Origin of the sequence: Leptospira vanthielii serovar Holland str. Waz Holland = ATCC 700522, assembly GCF_000332455.1 — a bacterium.
In the GTDB taxonomy this organism is placed as follows: domain Bacteria; phylum Spirochaetota; class Leptospiria; order Leptospirales; family Leptospiraceae; genus Leptospira_A; species Leptospira_A vanthielii.
The window spans coordinates 159419-178755 of sequence record NZ_AOGY02000065.1; the positions used below are offsets into that span (position 1 = coordinate 159419).

At 41.0% G+C, this 19337-nt stretch carries 24 protein-coding genes; 23 read left to right on the forward strand and 1 reads right to left on the reverse strand.

The window, feature by feature from the left end; genetic code table 11:
• From hprK to LEP1GSC199_RS15785, 20 genes are all read left to right on the forward strand, one after another.
• Complete coding sequence (hprK, locus tag LEP1GSC199_RS15690; protein WP_002986936.1) at nt 1-969, forward strand: HPr(Ser) kinase/phosphatase; 969 nt, start codon at nt 1-3, stop codon at nt 967-969.
• On the forward strand, nt 944-1219 hold the full coding sequence (locus LEP1GSC199_RS15695; RefSeq protein ID WP_039927061.1) for an HPr family phosphocarrier protein: 276 nt from the start codon (nt 944-946) through the stop codon (nt 1217-1219). Before hprK ends, LEP1GSC199_RS15695 begins: the two co-directional genes overlap by 26 nt.
• Nucleotides 1209-3032: an LIC_11548 family sensor histidine kinase gene (locus LEP1GSC199_RS15700; protein WP_002987438.1), complete on the forward strand. Its 1824-nt coding sequence runs from the start codon at nt 1209-1211 to the stop codon at nt 3030-3032. The genes LEP1GSC199_RS15695 and LEP1GSC199_RS15700 overlap by 11 nt, the downstream gene beginning before the upstream one ends.
• Complete coding sequence (locus LEP1GSC199_RS15705) at nt 3032-4384, forward strand: sigma-54-dependent transcriptional regulator (protein ID WP_002986975.1); 1353 nt, start codon at nt 3032-3034, stop codon at nt 4382-4384. The genes LEP1GSC199_RS15700 and LEP1GSC199_RS15705 overlap by 1 nt, the downstream gene beginning before the upstream one ends.
• 1 nt (nt 4385) lies before the next feature.
• Nucleotides 4386-5204: a hypothetical protein gene (locus LEP1GSC199_RS15710; protein ID WP_002987125.1), complete on the forward strand. Its 819-nt coding sequence runs from the start codon at nt 4386-4388 to the stop codon at nt 5202-5204.
• Complete coding sequence (gene priA / locus LEP1GSC199_RS15715) at nt 5204-7156, forward strand: replication restart helicase PriA (protein ID WP_002987304.1); 1953 nt, start codon at nt 5204-5206, stop codon at nt 7154-7156. Before LEP1GSC199_RS15710 ends, priA begins: the two co-directional genes overlap by 1 nt.
• 13 nt (nt 7157-7169) lie before the next feature.
• The gene (gene fmt / locus LEP1GSC199_RS15720) at nt 7170-8138 is read left to right on the forward strand and encodes a methionyl-tRNA formyltransferase (RefSeq protein WP_002986948.1); all 969 of its coding nucleotides are present in this window, start codon (nt 7170-7172) and stop codon (nt 8136-8138) included.
• Nucleotides 8135-9154 (forward strand): PASTA domain-containing protein, encoded by a 1020-nt coding sequence (locus LEP1GSC199_RS15725; RefSeq protein ID WP_002987007.1) that lies wholly within the window; start codon nt 8135-8137, stop codon nt 9152-9154. The genes fmt and LEP1GSC199_RS15725 overlap by 4 nt, the downstream gene beginning before the upstream one ends.
• A gap of 1 nt (nt 9155) precedes the next feature.
• Nucleotides 9156-9818, forward strand: a complete 663-nt coding sequence (gene rpe, locus LEP1GSC199_RS15730) for a ribulose-phosphate 3-epimerase (protein WP_002987150.1) — start codon at nt 9156-9158, stop codon at nt 9816-9818.
• 47 nt (nt 9819-9865) lie between these two features.
• Entirely contained in the window at nt 9866-10123 is a 258-nt protein-coding gene (gene rpsP, locus LEP1GSC199_RS15735) for a 30S ribosomal protein S16 (RefSeq protein ID WP_002987273.1), read from the forward strand.
• A 7-nt stretch (nt 10124-10130) separates the two neighbouring features.
• Complete coding sequence (locus LEP1GSC199_RS15740; RefSeq protein ID WP_002974362.1) at nt 10131-10361, forward strand: KH domain-containing protein; 231 nt, start codon at nt 10131-10133, stop codon at nt 10359-10361.
• Entirely contained in the window at nt 10351-10887 is a 537-nt protein-coding gene (gene rimM, locus LEP1GSC199_RS15745; RefSeq protein ID WP_083901962.1) for a ribosome maturation factor RimM, read from the forward strand. The genes LEP1GSC199_RS15740 and rimM overlap by 11 nt, the downstream gene beginning before the upstream one ends.
• Nucleotides 10877-11530: a tRNA (guanosine(37)-N1)-methyltransferase TrmD gene (gene trmD / locus LEP1GSC199_RS15750; RefSeq protein WP_002987146.1), complete on the forward strand. Its 654-nt coding sequence runs from the start codon at nt 10877-10879 to the stop codon at nt 11528-11530. Before rimM ends, trmD begins: the two co-directional genes overlap by 11 nt.
• An 8-nt stretch (nt 11531-11538) precedes the next feature.
• Nucleotides 11539-11976, forward strand: coding sequence for a 50S ribosomal protein L19 (rplS, locus tag LEP1GSC199_RS15755; RefSeq protein WP_039927118.1), 438 nt, complete (start codon nt 11539-11541; stop codon nt 11974-11976).
• Nucleotides 11977-12032: 56 nt separating this feature from the next.
• Entirely contained in the window at nt 12033-12653 is a 621-nt protein-coding gene (locus LEP1GSC199_RS15760; RefSeq protein WP_083901963.1) for a ribonuclease HII, read from the forward strand.
• Nucleotides 12634-13287: a hypothetical protein gene (locus tag LEP1GSC199_RS15765; protein WP_002987023.1), complete on the forward strand. Its 654-nt coding sequence runs from the start codon at nt 12634-12636 to the stop codon at nt 13285-13287. The genes LEP1GSC199_RS15760 and LEP1GSC199_RS15765 overlap by 20 nt, the downstream gene beginning before the upstream one ends.
• Nucleotides 13284-13544: an EscU/YscU/HrcU family type III secretion system export apparatus switch protein gene (locus LEP1GSC199_RS15770; protein ID WP_002987261.1), complete on the forward strand. Its 261-nt coding sequence runs from the start codon at nt 13284-13286 to the stop codon at nt 13542-13544. The genes LEP1GSC199_RS15765 and LEP1GSC199_RS15770 overlap by 4 nt, the downstream gene beginning before the upstream one ends.
• Nucleotides 13545-13578: 34 nt before the next feature.
• Nucleotides 13579-14766 (forward strand): HD domain-containing phosphohydrolase, encoded by a 1188-nt coding sequence (locus LEP1GSC199_RS15775; RefSeq protein ID WP_002987092.1) that lies wholly within the window; start codon nt 13579-13581, stop codon nt 14764-14766.
• 29 nt (nt 14767-14795) lie between these two features.
• Nucleotides 14796-15143, forward strand: coding sequence for a YraN family protein (locus LEP1GSC199_RS15780; protein WP_002986970.1), 348 nt, complete (start codon nt 14796-14798; stop codon nt 15141-15143).
• Nucleotides 15144-15246: 103 nt separating this feature from the next.
• Nucleotides 15247-15447: a hypothetical protein gene (locus LEP1GSC199_RS15785; RefSeq protein WP_002987385.1), complete on the forward strand. Its 201-nt coding sequence runs from the start codon at nt 15247-15249 to the stop codon at nt 15445-15447.
• Here LEP1GSC199_RS15785 and LEP1GSC199_RS15790 read toward each other — a convergent pair whose 3' ends face one another.
• Nucleotides 15448-16893 (reverse strand): ATP-binding protein, encoded by a 1446-nt coding sequence (locus tag LEP1GSC199_RS15790; protein WP_002987244.1) that lies wholly within the window; start codon nt 16891-16893, stop codon nt 15448-15450. It lies immediately after the preceding gene.
• A gap of 120 nt (nt 16894-17013) precedes the next feature.
• Between LEP1GSC199_RS15790 and LEP1GSC199_RS15795 the strand changes: the two genes are divergently transcribed.
• The 3 genes from LEP1GSC199_RS15795 to LEP1GSC199_RS15805 are packed head-to-tail and all read left to right on the forward strand — an operon-like array spanning nt 17014 to nt 19337.
• The gene (locus LEP1GSC199_RS15795; RefSeq protein ID WP_083901966.1) at nt 17014-17379 is read left to right on the forward strand and encodes a type II secretion system-associated lipoprotein; all 366 of its coding nucleotides are present in this window, start codon (nt 17014-17016) and stop codon (nt 17377-17379) included.
• Nucleotides 17380-17397: 18 nt separating this feature from the next.
• Nucleotides 17398-18396: a peptidoglycan DD-metalloendopeptidase family protein gene (locus LEP1GSC199_RS15800; protein WP_002987177.1), complete on the forward strand. Its 999-nt coding sequence runs from the start codon at nt 17398-17400 to the stop codon at nt 18394-18396.
• A gap of 29 nt (nt 18397-18425) precedes the next feature.
• Complete coding sequence (locus LEP1GSC199_RS15805; RefSeq protein ID WP_002987030.1) at nt 18426-19337, forward strand: hypothetical protein; 912 nt, start codon at nt 18426-18428, stop codon at nt 19335-19337.

A 19337-nucleotide genomic window follows, 5' to 3' on the forward strand; every position in this document is an offset into this window, starting at 1 on the left:
ATGCCAGTTCCTGGGATCACTGTTGACACGATTTTACGAGATCATGATGATCTTCAATTGATTTTGATTACTGGAGAAGCCGGACTTACCAACCGGATCAACAACGCAGAAATCAATCGCCCCGGGCTTTCCCTTACGGGGTTTTTCGACTTTTTTGCTAATGACCGCATCCAAATTTTAGGAAAAGGAGAATGGGCCTATCTTAACTCATTATCAGAAGATAAACTCCATGAAATCACCGAGAAATTTTTTGAATTCCATTTGAATTGTATCATTTATACACATGGGAACGAACCACAAATTCCTTTTGTGGAAAGAGCCAAATCGAAAGGGATCCCACTTTTTAAAACAGAAATTGCAACCCATCGTTTCATCACACTTATCTCCCAAATTTTAGACAGAGCCCTTGCTCCGAGGACCATGCGTCATGGTGTTCTTATTGAAGTTTTTGGAATTGGAACTTTACTGACTGGGCGATCCGGTGTTGGAAAAAGTGAAACAGCACTTGAACTTATTGAACGTGGTCATAGACTTGTAGCCGATGATATGGTAGAGATTCGTCGCCTAAGTGAAAGTTATTTGATTGGATCTTGTTCTGATCTACTTCGCCATCATATGGAAATTCGGGGTTTGGGGATTTTGAACATTAAAGATTTGTTTGGTGTTGGTTCTGTTCGTGATCATAAACTCATTGAACTCATTATAAATTTAAAAGAATGGGAAGAACAAACCTCTGGAGAATATGAACGAACCGGAATCGAACAAAGTATGGAAGAAATCCTCGGAGTTTCTGTTCCCTATATCGAAATCCCTGTCAAACCAGGAAGGAATATTCCTATTATTGTTGAAACGGCAGCAATGAACCAACGTTTGCGTAAAATGGGAAAAAATAGTGCTAAAGAATTTTCTAATAAACTAAATACATACATACAACAGAGTGCCATTGAAACAAATCCAATTAAAGATTAGAGAAGACAGCAGTGGGTTACATGCAAGACCGGCATCGTTATTTGTTAGGGTAGCAGCAAGTTTTCCTTGTGAAATTTTTGTAGTTAAAGATGACATAGAAGTCAATGGAAAATCCATTATGGGCCTTATGATGTTAGCATTAGGACCAGGTTCTGAATTTTATGTTAAGGCAGATGGAAAACGAGAAGAGGAGGCACTTCTTGCTTTAGAGGTTTTGGTTGCGCAAAATTTTGAAACCAATGCAACTTAAATTTTTAAAAATACTTCCGCGTTTGTCTGATGAAAACAGATACTATTTACGCGATATTTTTATCTTTTTCCTCACTTTAGGAGTTTCCATTGGTTTTTCTGAATTAGTTTTCTTCAGACAAGAGGAAGATATATCCTTCTTCTCGAAACTCGATACTTATTTATTTATCCTGATTCCTTTTTTCATCCTCTCACTCATTTTAAGTTATGTTTATCGCAATCGCCGAAACAGAGAAACTGGAAAAATACGGAGTTCTATTCGCTACCGCCTAACGCTTGCTTTTTTGTTTGTGGCCCTTGTTCCATCTTTACCTATTTTCATCCTTTCCTCTAATCTTACGGGTAAACTCATCGAAGGTTTCTACCGAGTGGATATTTCCAATGCACTTCGTTCGGCGAATTTGATTGTCGAAAATGAAGAAAAGGGAACCGAGACAGAATTTATCGAAAAAGTGAATACATTGCGTTCGAGGTTATTTGGACTAAACACTGATGGATACACCGTTTTCCGGAAAGGTGTGGAAAATGGGTTGTTTGAAAAAAATGAATACTATTTGGGGTTTGTGGAATCGAAAAAACTTCGTTTTGAATCTAGAGGTTTGTTCCGCAGTATTGAGGGGCTTGATTTTATAGAATCAAAACGTCCCGGTATTTTTGTCAGTCGTTTGTATTTGAGTGATAGGTCCTATATCCTATGTAAATTTTTTTTAGAACAAGGGAAGGAAGTTTACGTAGGTCAAAGAATTCATCAAGGTATGGAAGCCGATGTTCAAAATATCGTAAATGCGACTTCCACTTATGAAAAGGTCAGCCTTTGGAAAGAAAAAATTCCTTTTAGTGTTCGTATAACGATTGCCACTTTTTCTTTTGCAATGTTTCTTATTGCAATTTTATTTTCCTTTCTATTTGCGCGTAGAATTTCAAAGCCAATCATCAACTTAGCAAATGCTACTAAAAAAGTTTCACTCGGGGAATCTGATATTCGTTTGGAAAAAACGGAAGAAGGGGAAATGGGGATTCTCATTGATAGTTTCAATCAGATGGTCAGTGATTTGAATGCAAAGTCCGAAGAACTGATGCATACCCAAAGGATTGCAGCTTGGAAAGAAGTGGCGCAACGTATGGCCCATGAAATCAAGAACCCTCTAACACCGATTCAGTTGTCTGCCCAGAGAATCCAACGTAAATTTCAAAATCCCAAATCAGAGAATTTAGAGTCTGTCATCTTTGATGCGACGGAAACCATTATTGGCCAGGTGCGTGTATTGGAACACCTAGTGAAAGAGTTTAGTGAATTTGCGCGTATGCCTGTTCCTGTTCTAATTAATCAAAATTTAAATCCCATTTTGGAGGAGGCGGTTGCTCTTTTTAAGGATACCACCGATATTGAGTTTGAATTGAAACTAGCTGAAAATTTGCCCGAAGTTTTTCTCGATAAACGGTTGTTTTTGGGCGTTATCAATAACTTAATCAAAAATGCTGTTGAGGCTATCCAAACATCTGAAAATTCAAAAGAGGAAATGGATATTTTAAGCCTCAAAAGAAAAAAGATTCGTATCATGTCCAAATTACAAAAGAAGGCCCTACGGAAATCTATAGTGATTGAAATTGATGATTCCGGGCCAGGCCTGAAATCAGAATGGAGGGAAAAAATATTTGAACCTTATTTTTCTACTAAGGAAAAACATGGATCAGGTATTGGCCTTGCCATTGTTCAAAAAACAATCATTGACCATCATGGCCACATTGCTGTGGAGAATTCCAAGTTAGGTGGTTGTAAATTTAGAATTGAACTTCCTTTGGATATTCACTAATGCAGAAATTAATTTATATTTTAGATGATGAAACAGAAATTCGAAAGTCTTTACGTGTGATTTTGGAGGATGAAGATTATTCGGTGGAAGATTTTGCCAATGGAAAGGCATTACTCAAAGCTCTATCGAAAGAAAGACCATCGCTTGTTTTGTTAGACGTATGGGTGGGAAAAGAAGATGGACTCACCATTTTGGATGAATGCAAAAAACTATATCCTGGATTGCCGATCGTAATGATTTCTGGTCATGGAACCATCGAACTTGCCGTTAATGCAACAAAAAAAGGAGCCGTAGATTTTTTGGAAAAATCACTATCTATTGAGAAAGTGATCCAAACGATTGAATCTGCTTTAGAGAAAACAAAGGATACAGAGATTCCTGAATTCAAATTGGAAGTGGATGAAATTCTTGGTGAGTCCTCTTCTATCCAACGAGTTAAGTTCGCAATTTTCCAAGCGGCACAAACCAATGCTCGTGTTTTTATCTTTGGTGAAAATGGAACTGGAAAAGAGTTAACAGCAAGAGCCATCCATCAAAACTCCAAACGTAAAAATGAACCTTATATTGAATTTAATTGTGCTGAATATTCGGAAGATATCTTAGAACAAGAGTTATTTGGCTCGGAGAGTTCTGGTGTAAGTGATTCCAGTGAAATTAAAATTGGAAGATGGGAAGCGGCTCAGAATGGGACTTTATTTTTGGATGAGGTTTGTGATTTAACCCCCGCCGTACAATCCAAAGTTTTGAAAGCCATACTAGAGCAGAGATTAGACCGAGTGGGCGGAAAGGAAGCGGTGTCGGTCGATGTCCGAATCATTGCCGCCACCAATTCCAATGTGGAAGAAGCCATTCGGGAAGGCCGCTTTCGAGAAGACTTGTATTATGCATTAAGTGTGATCCCTATGGAACTCCCCCCTCTTCGAGATAGAAACCAAGACATCCCTTTACTTGCAGAATATTATTTAAAAAAATCCATTACTGAAAACAAACTTTCATCTAAAACCATTGATCGGGAAGGACTCGATGCACTCACTTCTCATTTTTGGCCTGGAAATGTCAGGGAACTAGGAAATATTCTGGAACGACTGAGTATTCTGGTTCCAGGAGAAACCATCCGAGCAAAGGATGTAAAGGAAGCGTTACATGGATTCAAAAAAGCCAATGAAATGGTGGCTCGCGGTGATTTAAAACATGCAAAGGAAGAGTTTGAACGTCAATACATCATTAAAACATTACAAATTTGCGAGGGAAATGTGACTCGCACTTCCAAAGCATTAGGCATTGAACGCACACATTTATATAGAAAATTACGTTCCTTAAATATTTCAGTGGAACAATTGAACGAAGGTTAGTATGGATCAAAAATCAATCTTAACACGATTTACAGACATTCTAACAGAGGCTAAATTTTTACTTCAAAACAAGGCTGTTTCTGTTTACCGATTTCAAGAAGAACAGGATCCTAATGATTTTGTTTTTCCTTGGAAATCGAAAGTACCTGAATCTATAGAAATTCAAAAGAAACAGCAAAAGGAAAACCAAAGAAAGAATAAAGATTTGGTAAACTTTTCCTGCACTTTTTGCCAAGGAAAACTCAGCGGAGTGCGCCAATTTCTGCACAAAGGAAGAAAACCGGTCCTTATCCTTCACTATACAGGAGCCACGAATCCAAAAGAAAAACCTTTTACCAAAACAAAACCCAATCAAATTTTTAAGGATAAACTAACAGAAAGTAGTTGGGGAGATCTTGTTCAAACGGTGTTTGGTTTTTCCTTTGAAGAATTTTTTTACCAAGAATATCCTGCTTGTACTTTCTCTCATACGGATTCCAAAGAAACTGACTGGTCGGCTCGAGTAGAAAATTGTAAATTCCATGTAAAGGAAACGGTCGAAGAATACGGGATCAAAATGATTGTGGTTCTTGGATCTTCCGCCAAACTTTTGTTTGGACCCGAGAAGGCCAAAGAACTTCTTGGAAAACAAATGAATTGGGATTTATCAGGTCTATCCATTCCCATTGTCACCACAAGATCTCCCGAAGCACTTGTATTTCTTGGTGAAAAGGCCAAAAAAACAGATTCTGAATCCAATCTCTTTCAATATGGAAAAGAGAAACAAGAATTGGAAGAAAGTTTTATCACTCATCTATCACTTTTAAAACCTTATCTCTAATGATCCAATACGCAGAAGTTGCTTTAAACCTTTCCTGGGAAAGTAAAACACTGACCTATGAAATTCCGCAAGGAATAGAGAATTTGGAGCGTGGAGTTCGCGTGTTTGTACCTCTTAATGGAAAGGAATGGGAGGGGGTTGTCACAGAAATCCATTCGAATGAACCTAATTACGAAACCCTATCCATTCTAAAGGCCATTGATTCGGAACCAGTGCTTACAGAAGAACAATTGGATCTGGCTCAGTGGATGGCAGATACCTATCTGTCTTCGCTTGGTGAAGCTTTGTTTCTTATGGTTCCTAAAGGGAAAAAAAGAAAAAAACAAAATGGGACGCCAGTCCAAATCCATTCTGAACTATTACATCCGTTAAATGGATCGCAAAATAAAGCCCTAGAAGAAATCAAAACCGGTTCGAAAGCACAAACCCATTTATTGTATGGAATTACAGGCAGTGGGAAAACCGAAGTTTATATGCATCTTATGGCAGAGGTTTTGCGTAAACCCCAAGGGTCTGTGATTTTTCTTGTGCCAGAGATTTCTTTAACCTATCCCACTATCGCAAGGATAGAAAGAATTTTCCCCGGACAGGTGGCAGTCCTTCATTCGCATTTACGTACCTCAGAAAAGTTCCAAAACTATTTGGATTTGAAAGAGGGAAAAAAACGGATTTGTATCGGAACTCGGTCTGCTGTTTTTGCACCTTTGTCCAATATCGATCTTATCATTTTGGATGAAGAACATGACGCATCCTACAAAGAACACGGCTCTCCCCGCTATCATGTACGCCAAGTTGCCTTACAAAGAATTGGAAAAACTGGCGGAAAACTTTTGTTAGGTTCTGCGACTCCCAGTGTGGAGATCTATTATCTTGCCAAAGCAGGTCAGATTGGTTATTCGGAACTGAAAGAACGAGCCAATCCGCAAGCCTCCCTTCCTTCTGTGGAAATTACCGATAAAAAAGAAGACTCAGACCTTCTTTCGGGGGACTTACAATTTAAAATTGCCGATCGCTTAAAAAAAGAAGAACAAACCATCATTCTCTTGAACAGGCGCGGGTACAATCCCTTCATTTATTCCACAACCACAAAAGAATTCATCCATTGTCCTAAGTGCACTGCCACCCTTTGTTATCATTCGGATAAAACTGTCAGGTGCCATCTCTGCGGTTATAAATCCACCTTACAAAGTCTAAAAGCCATTCATGGAGATGATTTGGATCTATTTGGTGCGGGAACACAAAAATTAGAAGAGTATCTTCTTTCTCATTTTCCAAAAGCAAGGATCGAACGATTGGATCAGGATAGTTCCAAAAATAAAGAGGTCACCCGGGACGTATTGGAAAAGTTAGGCGAAGGAAATTTAGACATTCTTACCGGAACCCAAATGATCGCCAAGGGACTTGATTATGCAAACGTAACCCTTGTAGGAATCCTTAACGCCAACCATGGACTTGGGGTTCCTGACTTCCGCAGTAGTGAAAGGACGTATTCACTCATTTCCCAAGTGGCGGGTAGGGCGGGGCGGGGTGAAAAACGGGGAGAGGTGATTATCCAATCCAATGATCCAGAACACCCCGTTCTTAAAATGGCAATGGAACAGAACTATCCGGCTTTTTTTGAATGGGAACTAACTTTTAGAAGGGATTTGTTCTACCCACCTTTTTCTCGTTTGGCGAGGTTAGTTTTTCGATCCAAATACGAAGAAATTGCCAACAAACAATCTGTTTTGTATGCGGAAAACTTAAAAGAAGGGATTGATGAATCAGTCATTCTTCTTGGACCAAGCCAATGCCCTTTTTACAAAATTGATAATAACTACAGGTATCATATTTTGTTAAAATCAAAATCCATCACTACTTTACGAAATCTCCTGCGAGATACCAAATCAAAATTTAAAGTCGATTCCAAATGTTATATTGAATACGATTTGGATCCTCTGGAACTAGTATAATAGGAAAACAAATATGAAACTTTCGATTGGATACTTTGGATCCCCTGAACACTCAAAAGAATTATTATCTCTTTTAATCGATGCGGGAATCCAGGTTGATTTTGTTGTCACCAACATCGACAAACCAGTGGGTCGAAAACAAACCATCACACCCACACCCGTAAAGGAATTGGCCCTGGCCAAAGGAATTCCCGTGATCCAATCCCCAAAACTAAGAACCGATGAAGAGGCTCAAAAAAAGATTTTAGCTTATGGCTCTCCCATCCACATTGTTTATGCTTATGGATCGATTGTTCCAGAAATAGTCTTCGAAGATCCTAAGTTTGGTAGCATCAATCTCCATGGAAGTCTGTTACCAAAATACCGTGGGGCCTCGCCTGTACAAAGTTTCCTCCTCAGTGGTGAAGAGAGATCTGGATTTACCATTCAGTATTTGGCCAAGGAAGTGGATTCGGGGGATATCATCTCGCAGAAATCGTGGCAGGTGGGTCCATTGGAAACCACAGCTTCTCTATTGGAATCGATTACTAAGGATGGGGCGACGGAACTCATCCGCCTCCTAAAACAATTGGAATCCACAGATACCAGGTGGAAATCCCAGCCGCAAGATGGAATGCAAGCCACCCATTGCAAAAAGATCACGGGAGCCGACAGGCCCGTTTTATGGACAGAATCTGCAATGAGTATCCATAACAGGATTCGAGCACTCTATCCTGATCCTTTGGCGATCACTGAGTTTCGGGGAAAAAAACTCATCCTGATTTCCTCCTATCTACCAGATGAGTCTGTAGAACCCATCGTTAAACCGGAAGGGCTCATCCCCGGTTCCTTTTTCCTATACCAGAAAAAAAGGCTTTTCTGCCTCTGTGGAGACGGAAACCTGCTTGGTATAGATACCTTACAACCCGAAGGTAAAAAACCCATGAAAGGATTTGAGTTTTTCAATGGGGCGCGGGTTTTAGCCGGAGAATCATTTACGTGAAAGAAAAGTTTCTAAAAATTCTACCTTACAGTGGTTATGTTCTATTTGTTGGTTTAGGGCTCCTTGTTTTTTTTGTGGCTGCCTTCCTAGTGGTCGTAGTTCGAACCAAAGAAGAACAAAAGGTTATGATGCCTTATGTGATCGGTAAAAACTACATTGAAGTTCATAACGAACTCCAAAGACTCCAACTCAAGGTCCGTTTGGAAACCCAGCGCATTCCCGAAAAAACAGATGGAATCATTCTTTCGCAGTCCATTGATCCGGGTAAGGAAGTGGAAGCAGGATCAAAACTCTATCTCACTGTCAATATTGGATTTGATCGGGTGACGATCCCTGATGTCAAAGGTCAGGATTTAAAACGCGCCAAAGCCATTTTAGAAAAAGTACTTTCTGGGGAAGTGTATGTTCCTCTGGAAATTGGTGGGATTACTTATGTGCCAGCTGTGGGGGATGAACCTGCTGATACCATTATTGACCAAATTCCTACGCCGGGGAAAGAAACTCATTCCGGCGAAAAAATTTACTTACTCGTAACAGAAGCAAATCCCGAAAAAAAATCCAACCAATCGGCCAATGAACCGACTGATTCGACAAAGTTTGTCGGCACTCCCGTTCCCTTTGTGATCGACTATTTACAGAGAAAAAAAATTCCTTACCTTTTGAAAGAAACCACCAAACCAGAGTTTCGTGAATCCCATGGCCTTGTTTCTTCTTTTGAATTAAAACCCACAGGGGCCGAAGTGGGAGCCTTCTTTTTGAAACCTTCTGAGTCTTTCGTCCAAGATTATGAATTCCTTACGTATGAAGTGGATGATGATGATGTCTATTCAGCTAAAGTCAGTTACACAAAACCGGGTGAAGATACTGAAATCGAAAAAGAGATTCTAACAAACCAAAGTTTGAAAGAAGATGAACCAGTTCGTTTTCTTATCTACCGTGCAGGGAATGTTAAAGTGACACTCACGGGAAAAGAATCTGGTGTGGCAAAGGTTTGGAAACTCAAAGGAACTTATTAAGATGAAAATCTCTGCCTCAATCCTCGCTGCAAAACTTACGGGACTAGCCCAGGAGCTTCCCACTTACAAACAAGAGAGTATCGACCTCATCCATATTGATGTGATGGATGGAAACTTTGTGCCACAAATTTCCTTCGGCGAAGCCTTTACCAAAGAAGTAAAGTCCCATACCCAAATCCCACTCGATGTGCATCTCATGGTCAGTAATCCTGAACTCCATGTTCCCAAATACTTTGATCTAAATCCCTATTGTATCACCTTCCATATTGAAACCACGAACTTCTCTGTGAGACTTGCAGAAGAGATTCGAAAAGCAGGAATCAAAGTGGGAGTTTCTCTCAATCCGCAAACTCCACCAGAGTCTATTTCGCAAATCCTTCCATATTTAGATCTTGTACTTCTTATGACTGTGGATCCTGGTTTTTATGGACAGTCCTTTGTGAAATCGGGGTTTGAGAAAATTGCCGCAGTTCGTAAACTCACGAAACCTTACAATATTGAATTGGAAGTAGATGGTGGGGTGAACGAATCCAATATGGAAGAACTGGCACGTCTTGGTGTGGACATCACCGTTGTGGGTTCTGGTCTCTATAAAACAGGAGATCCGAATGCACAGGGTAAAAAATTAAAGGAACTCGCTGTTAGTGTCAGAACTCGCTCTTGACAGATCGTCCCGATTCAAAAAACTCGCTATAAAAGGGGTATTTTTCCTTGGTTAAATTAAGATTACAAAGAACGGGAACAAAAGCAGACCCGCACTATCGCATCGTAGCAGCAGACATCCGTGCTCCTCGTGACGGAAAGTTCATTGAAGCGATTGGGCATTTCCACCCATCTACTTCGTCTGTGAAAAAAGCAACTTTCAATGAAGAAAAAACAATTTCTTGGTTAAAAAAAGGCGCGCAGCCTACGGATACGGTTCTTGCTCTTTTGAAAAAAGACGACGTTTGGGCAAAATTCAAAGGTTAATTGATACATGGAATCCTTGGTTCGTTATATCGTTACATCTCTCGTTGACCAACCAGAACAAGTGGCAGTCAACCAAGTCCCCGGAGAGGAAGAAACAGTGATCGAACTTCGGGTAGCCGCAAAAGACCTCGGGAAGGTTATCGGAAAAAACGGAAGGATTGCAAAATCTTTGCGTACAGTGTTACAAGCCGCCGGTACCAAACAAGGTAAAAACTATACTTTAGAAATTGTCGACTAAACCAAGTTTAGTGAAAGTGGGGGTCATTGGATCCTCACATGGAATCAAAGGGCTCATCAAACTGTTTACAGAAGGTGACACCCTTCAATACGTAAAAGCACCGCTCACCTGCACTGTAGAAGACCCGCGTGGAAATCAATCCACAATTCAAATTGAAGAAATCAAACAGAACGGAAACCATTTCCTTCTAAAATTGAAAGGGTATGACACTCCTGAGACGGTTGTCAAATACCGAGGATTTTCTTTGTTATGGAAAAGGGAAGAACTACCCAAACCAAACGAAGGCGAAATTTATACAGAGGATTTGGTTGGGCTTCTTGCCATTTCTAAAGAATCGAATACTTCTCTTGAATACATTGTCACCCAAGTGATTGACAACCCTGCCCATCCGATTTTGGAATTAAAACCAAAATCCGGTGAGGGGGAAACGGTTCTTATTCCTTTCCTAAACCGGTTTGTGGGGGATTGGAATTTAGAATCCAAAACTTTAGAAATCATTCATTGGGAGCAGTGGTTTGAAGTTTAATTTCATCACTCTCTTTCCTGAAAAAATCACATCCTATTTTGAAACCGGGATTCCGGGAAAGGCGGTCAAACAGGGGGTTGTAGAAATTAACACAATCCAACTTCGAGACTTTGCCGACAACAAACACCAAAAGGTAGATGATACCATCTACGGAGGTGGTCCCGGGATGCTTTTGCAAGTGGGTCCTGTCTACCGGGCTTTGGCATCCCTTGGGGAAAACAAAGGTAAGGTCATTCTCCTCAGTCCTTCGGGAGAACTTTTTAACCAAACTCTCGCTCGGGAGATTTATGAGTCTTCGGAGACTTTGACCTTTATTTCCGGCTACTATGAAGGGGTCGACCATCGTGTCACAGAGCATTTAATTGACAGGGAAGTGGCCATTGGAAACTATGTTATTTCATCGGGGGATTTAGCTGCTCTCGTTGTTGCGGATTGCCTTTCTCGGTTTGTTCCGGGGTTTTTAGGAAAAGAAGAAAGCCTTCTCGAAGAGTCGCACAACGAAACAGAAGAATTAGAATACCCTCAGTATACAAAACCCTATGATTTTATGGGTTGGACTGTTCCAGATGTGCTCCTCGGGGGCCATCATGAAGAGATCCGTAAATGGCGGCAAAAAAACCGCAAAACAAGAAATCATTCTTAGAGGAAGCCATGAATCAGATTCTAGAAACAGCACTCGCAGGCGAAGCAAAGAACGAACTTAATTTCGAAATTGGTGATACGGTAAAAGTTCACTACAAAATCGTTGAATCTGGTAAAGAACGGGTTCAGGTTTACGAAGGTGTTGTGATCTCTATTGCGAATAAATCACAAAGCAAAACGTTTACTGTAAGACGAGTTTCCTATGATATCGGAGTGGAAAGAATTTTCCCACTTCATAGCCCACGTATTGCAAGAATTGAACTCGTTCGTAAAGGATCTGTTCGTCGTGCAAAACTTTTCTATCTCCGTGATAAAAAAGGAAAAGCAGGACGTATCAAAGAAAGAAAAGGCGGACAAGCAATTGTTGCCAAAGATAAAAAGAGACAGGACGAGGCTTCTAAGGTCGCTCTTGCACAAGCAAAAGCTGCCGAAGCACCTAGCGCATAATCTCTCTTGAAGCGGTCGTTACTCGACCGTTCTTTCCTGAATTTCAAATTCCTAACCTGACCTGTTATTCACTCGATGAAGCAGGTCGTGGTACGCTTGCTGGCCCCGTCTCCATTGGTTGTGTCTCTTTTTCTCTAACTACCTTAGAGAAAATTCGAAATGGGGAAATTTTAAAAGGTCTTCGTGATTCCAAAAAAATTCCAGAACCCAAACGAATTGAGCTCCGAAAGGAAATCTTAAAATATATTTCCTACGCTCGTGTAACCTTTGTCAGTGCCTCGTTCATTGATCGTTTTAATATCAACCAAGCAATTTTTTATGGGATGAACCGTTCTTTGCCGAGTGGTTCCAATCCTACGCAAAAAAAAATCTTTCTATTGGCCGATGGAAATTATAAACTAAAAATTACAAAACCCATCGAAGGGTATCTTTCTCTTCCCAAAGGAGATGATTTGATTCCCTCCATTTCTGCTGCCTCCATCCTTGCGAAAACCTACCGAGACGAATATATGGAACGAATGGATACAAAATATCCAGGTTACGGGTTTGCCAAACATAAGGGATACGGAACAGAAGAGCACAGAGATGCTCTCGTAAAACTGGGAATTTCTCCTATCCACAGGTTGAGTTTTTGTAAATTTCTCCGATCAGGGGAGAGTGAACCCACTCTTTTCTAAACTCGTTCCACTTTCCCTTCCGCCTACATTCCCTTGGGGAAAATCGGCTCGGTTTGTAAACAATGGAAACCCCAACCACCACCTAGCGGAGACTTCTCGGACACGTAAGCTCCCATATCCAGGGGTAGAAAAAACAGAAAAGTGGAACAGCGATTCCCGTTTGTTTCGCATAAGCCAAAACGATTTGAAGGAGGCTCAAGTAAGTCCTACGAAAGTCAAGGACCCGTCCCGTTGGGTCCAGTGGATGGCAAAACAATCGGATTCAAGTGCAACTGAAATTGCGGATTTAAAACTCCTCTGGAATTATTTACTCGGCGAGACTGGTTTTTCGGATCTTCTATCCTACATCCATCCAGATAAAAAAGAGTCATTACAAATGGTCGTAGAACCGAAGAACAAAGGTTTGGTTCTCTATGTGTTTTGGGAGTCTAAGGAAACGGGGGCGATGGGAATCCAATTCCACTATGATCCAGAAAAAGAGAAACCCATACTTGTCGAAATCACCACGGAACAGTCGATACAGGGAGAAGAATTCTCTAAACAACTGACTAACCTCATTCGGGACTTCCCTCAAATCCAATCGGTTCAAATTGAAACTTGGTCGGAAGAATCCTTTAACGGAGATTATAGATGAAACAAAAAATGGCAGCTCTGGCTTATGATCCGGCCATTCATTCTGCTCCGAAACTGGTAGCAAAAGCAGAAGGCCGATTGGCGGAAAACTTGATCCGTGTGGCAAGAGAGTCGGGAGTCCTTGTCATTCGTGATGAAGTGATGGTGCAAACCTTAGATCATCTCCCTAATGGGAAAGAAATTCCTAGAGAATTGTATGAAGTCGTGGCAGCAGTGTTTCGAATCCTTGTTTTAGAGAGACAAAAGAAAAACAATTGAAGTTTCTACGCTTCTTACTAGGATTTACGCAATTATGCGGAAAATCTCCATACGTGACTTAGAACCAGGTTCGAAGTTTACTAAGTCAATTTATCTCGACAAAGACACTGTTTTTGTCGGAGCTGACCAGCCCATCACTCAACAAGATTTAGACCGATTGGTTCAATTTGGGATTACCTTTGTTCTTACTGATGGAGAAAAAGTTTTAGCGGATGGACAGGACAAAACTGTAGCTGGTACCGCACCAGGATACTTCGATACAAACCTTCCTTTTTACCAGGATGATGAAAACTCTACTCGATTTAAGTATCTATTAGAAAAAACGAATACGACTAAGGTCGAGTTTAACGCAGTTTTTAAAGACTGTTTTGATTTGGTTCAAAAAACTTATAGGTCTGCGTCCGAAGGTCGTTATACGGAGATCCGTGAATTTCGAGAGATTGCAGAGCGAATTGCTGACCATACGAAGGCCAATGCGCAAATCCCCATTTTACTCTTATCTCATTCCCATTCTGGTTATTATCTATACACTCATATCTGTTATGCGACATTTTTTTCGGTGATGCTCGGAAACTTTTTAGAATTTTCCAGACCCAAACTGATTGATTTGGCTCTTGCCTCTCTATTTGCCGATATTGGAATGGTAACGGTTCCCGAGGAAGTTTCGGAAAAAAAAGGAGCCCTATCAGAACTGGACTTAAAAACCATCAAACGCCACCCTGTGACTGGGTACCAAATTCTCACTCAACGTTTGAAGTTAAAAAACTCTCTGGCGATTGTTGCTTTGCAACACCATGAAGCGGTGGATGGTTCTGGGTATCCGCAAAGGATCCTTGCCAACCAAATTGAAGAACTTACCAAAGTGTTTATGATCGCAGACCAATTTGCTGCTATGATCCATCCAAGGCCGTATAGGCAAGCCATCCTTCCTTACGAAGCCATGAAAATTATGATTAGCGAAAACGTGAATCGTTTTGATTTAAAAATGGTAAGACTTTTTTTAAATAAACTTTCTATGTTCCCTGTGGGATCCGGAGTGGTACTTTCTGACCTAAGAATGGGTATGGTCATTGAATCCAATAAAGATAAACCTCTACGTCCCGTCATTCGAGTGACAAAAGATGCAGATGGCAATCGCTTAAAACATTTAGAGTTTGTAGATCTTATGAAAGATCTCAATCTCTATATCCAACAAGCCATTCCCTTTTCTCAGATCTATTAAACTCTTTTTGATAAATCTGGACCTGTCCGATGAGAGAAAAAACAGAACGAGGTCGTATCGGGGAAGAGTTGGCCGCAGGTTATTTAAATTCCATCGGACACACAATACTTTTTCGGAATTACAGAAAGGCCTTTGGGGAACTGGACATAATCAGTTTTAAGGACGGGGTTCTCTTCTGTTCAGAGGTGAAGGCCTGGAACGATGGTAACGGATTTCATCCCATCGAGTGCTTTCATGAGACAAAACGTGGCCGAATGAGGAAGGTATATTACTATTTACTAAAGGAAATCCCTGCGTTTTATCACCTAACACCTTCGTTTAATTTGATCCATATCACTGAAAAAAAGGAAGTTCGTTTTTATTCGTCAATCTTCTAAATACTTCATCAAGGGATTTTTGTACCGGGCCGATTGGTCATGTATCCCTAAAGGGAAAACGCTCTCAAGGATGAGAGTTTGATTGTTACAAGGAAGTAACCGCATGAGACAATTTAGTATTTTTGGGAATTTGGCAGAAACCGACGAATTTGGTCCAGATCCGGTATTACTCCGGAAAAGGGGAATGGCTTCTACCATTCAGAAAAAATTTGAGAACTACAAAAAAAAGATAGATGATCCAGCTTATATGGATTATGCGATCAATAAAATTGCGATGGAAATTTCACATTTTATTTCGAAGTAATTACCCTAGGCTATAAATCCATTGGTAACCGATACAATACTCCACCGCCTCCCAGATGTGTACTTCCTTTGTTCGGGAGGAGAGGTCCCAATCGGCAATGGTTCTTGTAAGAGAGGCAATTTGTTTTTTCTTTCTTAAGGATAGTTGTTTGGTTTGGGGTTCTGTATCTAAAATTTTTTGAATTCTCTGTTCTTCCCCTTCTGGAACGAATCTCGTATTTCGAAAAGCAAATCGTTCGGATAGAATTTCTTTGATTTTGATTTCTTCTAGTTTAATACACCTTTCATTCGTTGTTTCGAATAACGTTTGAAAGATGGTGATCCTATCTAAAAATGCACCGCTGATTTTTTGCAAATACAGACGAATCTTTTGTAAGGAACAATGGCAGATATGATTGCTATGGTAGTTTCCGCAAGGGCAGGGGTTTGCCGACAACATCAAGGTGAAATCGGTTTTTAGTTTTGTCTTTTCATTCATCCGAACAATTTCTAAATACGAATCTTCCATAGGCATTCTTAAACTTTCCAGAATGCGATCTTTAAATTCCAAAGCTTCATCCAAATAAAGAATTCCTCCATATGCTTTGGAAATTTCACCAGGTTGGAAGGGAAGACCTCCACCCACAAGTCCCACCTCGGTGGCGGAGTGGTGTGGACTTCGGAAAGGACGTTTCCGGGTGGGAATTTCAAAGTCCCCACCAGAGGTCCAGATTCCTTGGTCGTTTTGGTCTCTTGTTTCTTTGGGTGGGAGTAAGGGTTCCAACATTCTGTGGAGCATCGTTTTACCAGAACCTGGACTTCCCAATAACAAACTGTGGTGTTTACCGAGAAGCGCATACAAAAGTCCCTGGAAGGTCTTCATCTGGTAGGGATCCAAAAATACGTTATCCCAAGTTTGAGGATCGGAAGGAGGGGTGGGAACCTCGCGGTTGTCAGGTGAGGACTCGCCGAGGTTTTGGAGTCCTTCCAGATGGTCCAAAAAGTAATATCGACCCTCAGGTAAGATGTCTTCTTGTAAGGAGGCAGGAAGGCAGAAGGAAACATCTGCACTGTCTCGGTTTTGCCAGAGATAGGGTAAAAGTTCCTGGCCTCCGAGAACCGATCCATCCAAACCAAGACCACCCAAAAAGAAGAACTTGCCCTTGGGAATTTGGACTTGATCCGTTGCCACTAAGATTCCTACCGCAATGGCCAGATCCAAACAAACCATCCGTTTGGGGATATGCGCCGGTTTTAAGTTGATGACGATGGTTTCTAGTGGGAATAGATAACCGGAAGCTTCCAGAGCCAAACGGATGCGATCTCTGGACTCTTTGGTGGAGATAGAGGCACAACCTAAAATTTGGAACCCTGGAAGTCCTCTTCGGATTCCCACTTCGACCTGGATTTCTTTAGATCCATTCCATTCGTATAACAGACTTCCAACTTCAGCGCGTTTGGGGATCACAGCTAAATTTGGTTACGAATCCGTTCTTTTGGGCCAAAAAATAAAAAAGACTTTGCATAATTGAGGCATCATGGTGACTTTTCCTCAGAGTTTGCTTTGAATTGTAGTATCATTCGTGTAATTCCCCTCGTCCTTCTCCTTGCGTTCAGTCATTGTTCCCAACGGTTGATCAAAAAAGAAAGATTAAGGGAAATTAATGAATACTATGATGGAAAGACATATGCCTTACAAGAGGAGATTAAATTCTCTCAAACGGAAGTTTGGAAGAAAGGAACCTTGGTTAAGATCTATATCGAATCCACTCCTTCTCTTTTGAAATTGAAGGTTTATCCCATAGCAGAGTCTAGAGAGTCTTCTGTGGGGAAATTGGCAGCCTACATCATCAATGATGACGTGAAGAAAAAGCAGTATGACTTGGAAGATGTCGAAGAGTGGGTTGGCAAAAAATTCACTCTAGTCGAAACCAATGTCAAAAAGAAGAAATAAAGGTTTAGGGATGCCGTATTGTCGCAGTTTGTTCGTTTCAGTTCTTTCTTTGTTTCTTGTTCAAGATTCTTCCCCCCAAGTCCCGATATTCTACCTGTGAAGATCTTTCGGTTGGCCATTATTTCCCTTTCGGTTCTTTTTGGAACTCAGATTGTTGCCAATCCATTTCAAAAAATTCATTCTGAAATCAATGAGTCCATCCCCGGAAATGATTCAGGGATGTTTCGCCTCTTTGGCTCGCAATCACAAGAATCTGAAATCCATAAACTGTTTTCTGTTGGTGTAAATCCTTCTGGGGAAGAGGAAGAGGTGGAACTTGCCTCTCTTGATTTGCCCAAATACATTGATGTATCACCTGTTGTCAGTAATACAGTCGTACATGAGTCTGGAATCATCTTAAAAAAATATGCAGTACAAAAGAAAGACAATCTATCGAAGATTGCTCGGTCCTTTTCTATCGAATTGGCAAAACTAAGAAAACACAATGGGCTAACAAGTGACCAACTCAAGATTGGCCAGGTATTGGAAGTTCCCGTTCAGGTGAAAAATGCTTCTTCTTCCCGAGTGGTTCTCAAAAAGATTTTCATTATGCCGGTTCCGCAAAGCCGAGTGACTTCTCGGTATGGAAGAAGGGTAGATCCTTTTAATAAATACAATCGTGTGTATCACACTGGCCTTGATCTGGCTGCTAAAGTGGGGGCTCCGGTTCTCTCTGCTGCGGATGGGGAAGTCGTATTTACCGGTCGTAACGGCGGGTATGGAAATTCGGTCACCATCCAACACAAAAACGGTTATAAAACAGTTTACGCCCACTGTTCCCAGATTTTAGTTGAGGTTGGGGAAACGGTGAAGATGGGTCGTGTGGTTGCTCTTGTCGGAAGGACAGGAACAGCAACAGGGGCACATCTGCATTTTGAAGTGTTTCGAAACGGGAGGATCATGAATCCCGAATCAGCTCTAAGTATGACAGAAAAACAAGTCACTAGACTCCCTAAATCTGAAGTAGCCGGAATGTAATTGGAGCAAACCTCCAATTTGTGGGGAGCATGAATTTAATCCTTCAAAGAATCCAATCGAGTCAGTTTTTGACATTGATTCCGGCGGTTTTACTTTTTTCCTTTTCTCTCGCCTATTTACTAAAGTTAGTATTACTGCTTTTGTTTTCCACAGAAACAGGGATTGGTGTGGCAGGTACACGGCCCAAACAAATGCGTCAAGAAGTCATTTTGGCTGTGAGTACTTATGAAGATATCGTCACAGGTAATTTGATTCGTGGGCAAGTTTTTGATCCTAATGACGCCACCAAACGAGGGGCAGATGGGTCACCTCTCGATCCTGAAATTGCCCAGGACAATGGGGACGATGACCAAATGTTGATTACGGGAACTCTCTCTGGACATTGGTCCTTTGCTCGAGTGACCATCAGGGAAAAACAGAACAACGATTCCGAAGAATATGGCACAGGTGAGATGGTTGGCGGATATAAAGTGCAAACTATCGAACAACACTTTGTGGTATTAAAAAAAGGGGGCCTTAGCCTTCGAGTGAACATTGGTGAAACACCAGCCCAAGCGAAAGAACGAATTCGTCCGAAAGACGCAGCAGCTGTTTCTAATTTAGGACCTTCTAGTCAAACGGTCCAAAAAGTTCTTTCCCGTGAGGATGTGAATCGCAAACTGAAAGATCCGAATACTATCTATAAAAATGCAAGGTTTGGCCCACATTTGGTAGACGGAAAGATCGAGGGTTACAAGATCTATCAAGTGGCAAAAGACCATGTATTTTATTCCCTCGGTGCTCGCGGTGGGGATATTATCAAAAGAGTTAATGGAATGCCACTCAACGAAACTGAGAAAATGTTGGAAATTTGGGGTTCGATCAAACAGGCTCCGAAAATTACAGTGGATTTAGAGAGACAAGGCAAAATAATCACATATGAATTTATCATTCGGAATTAA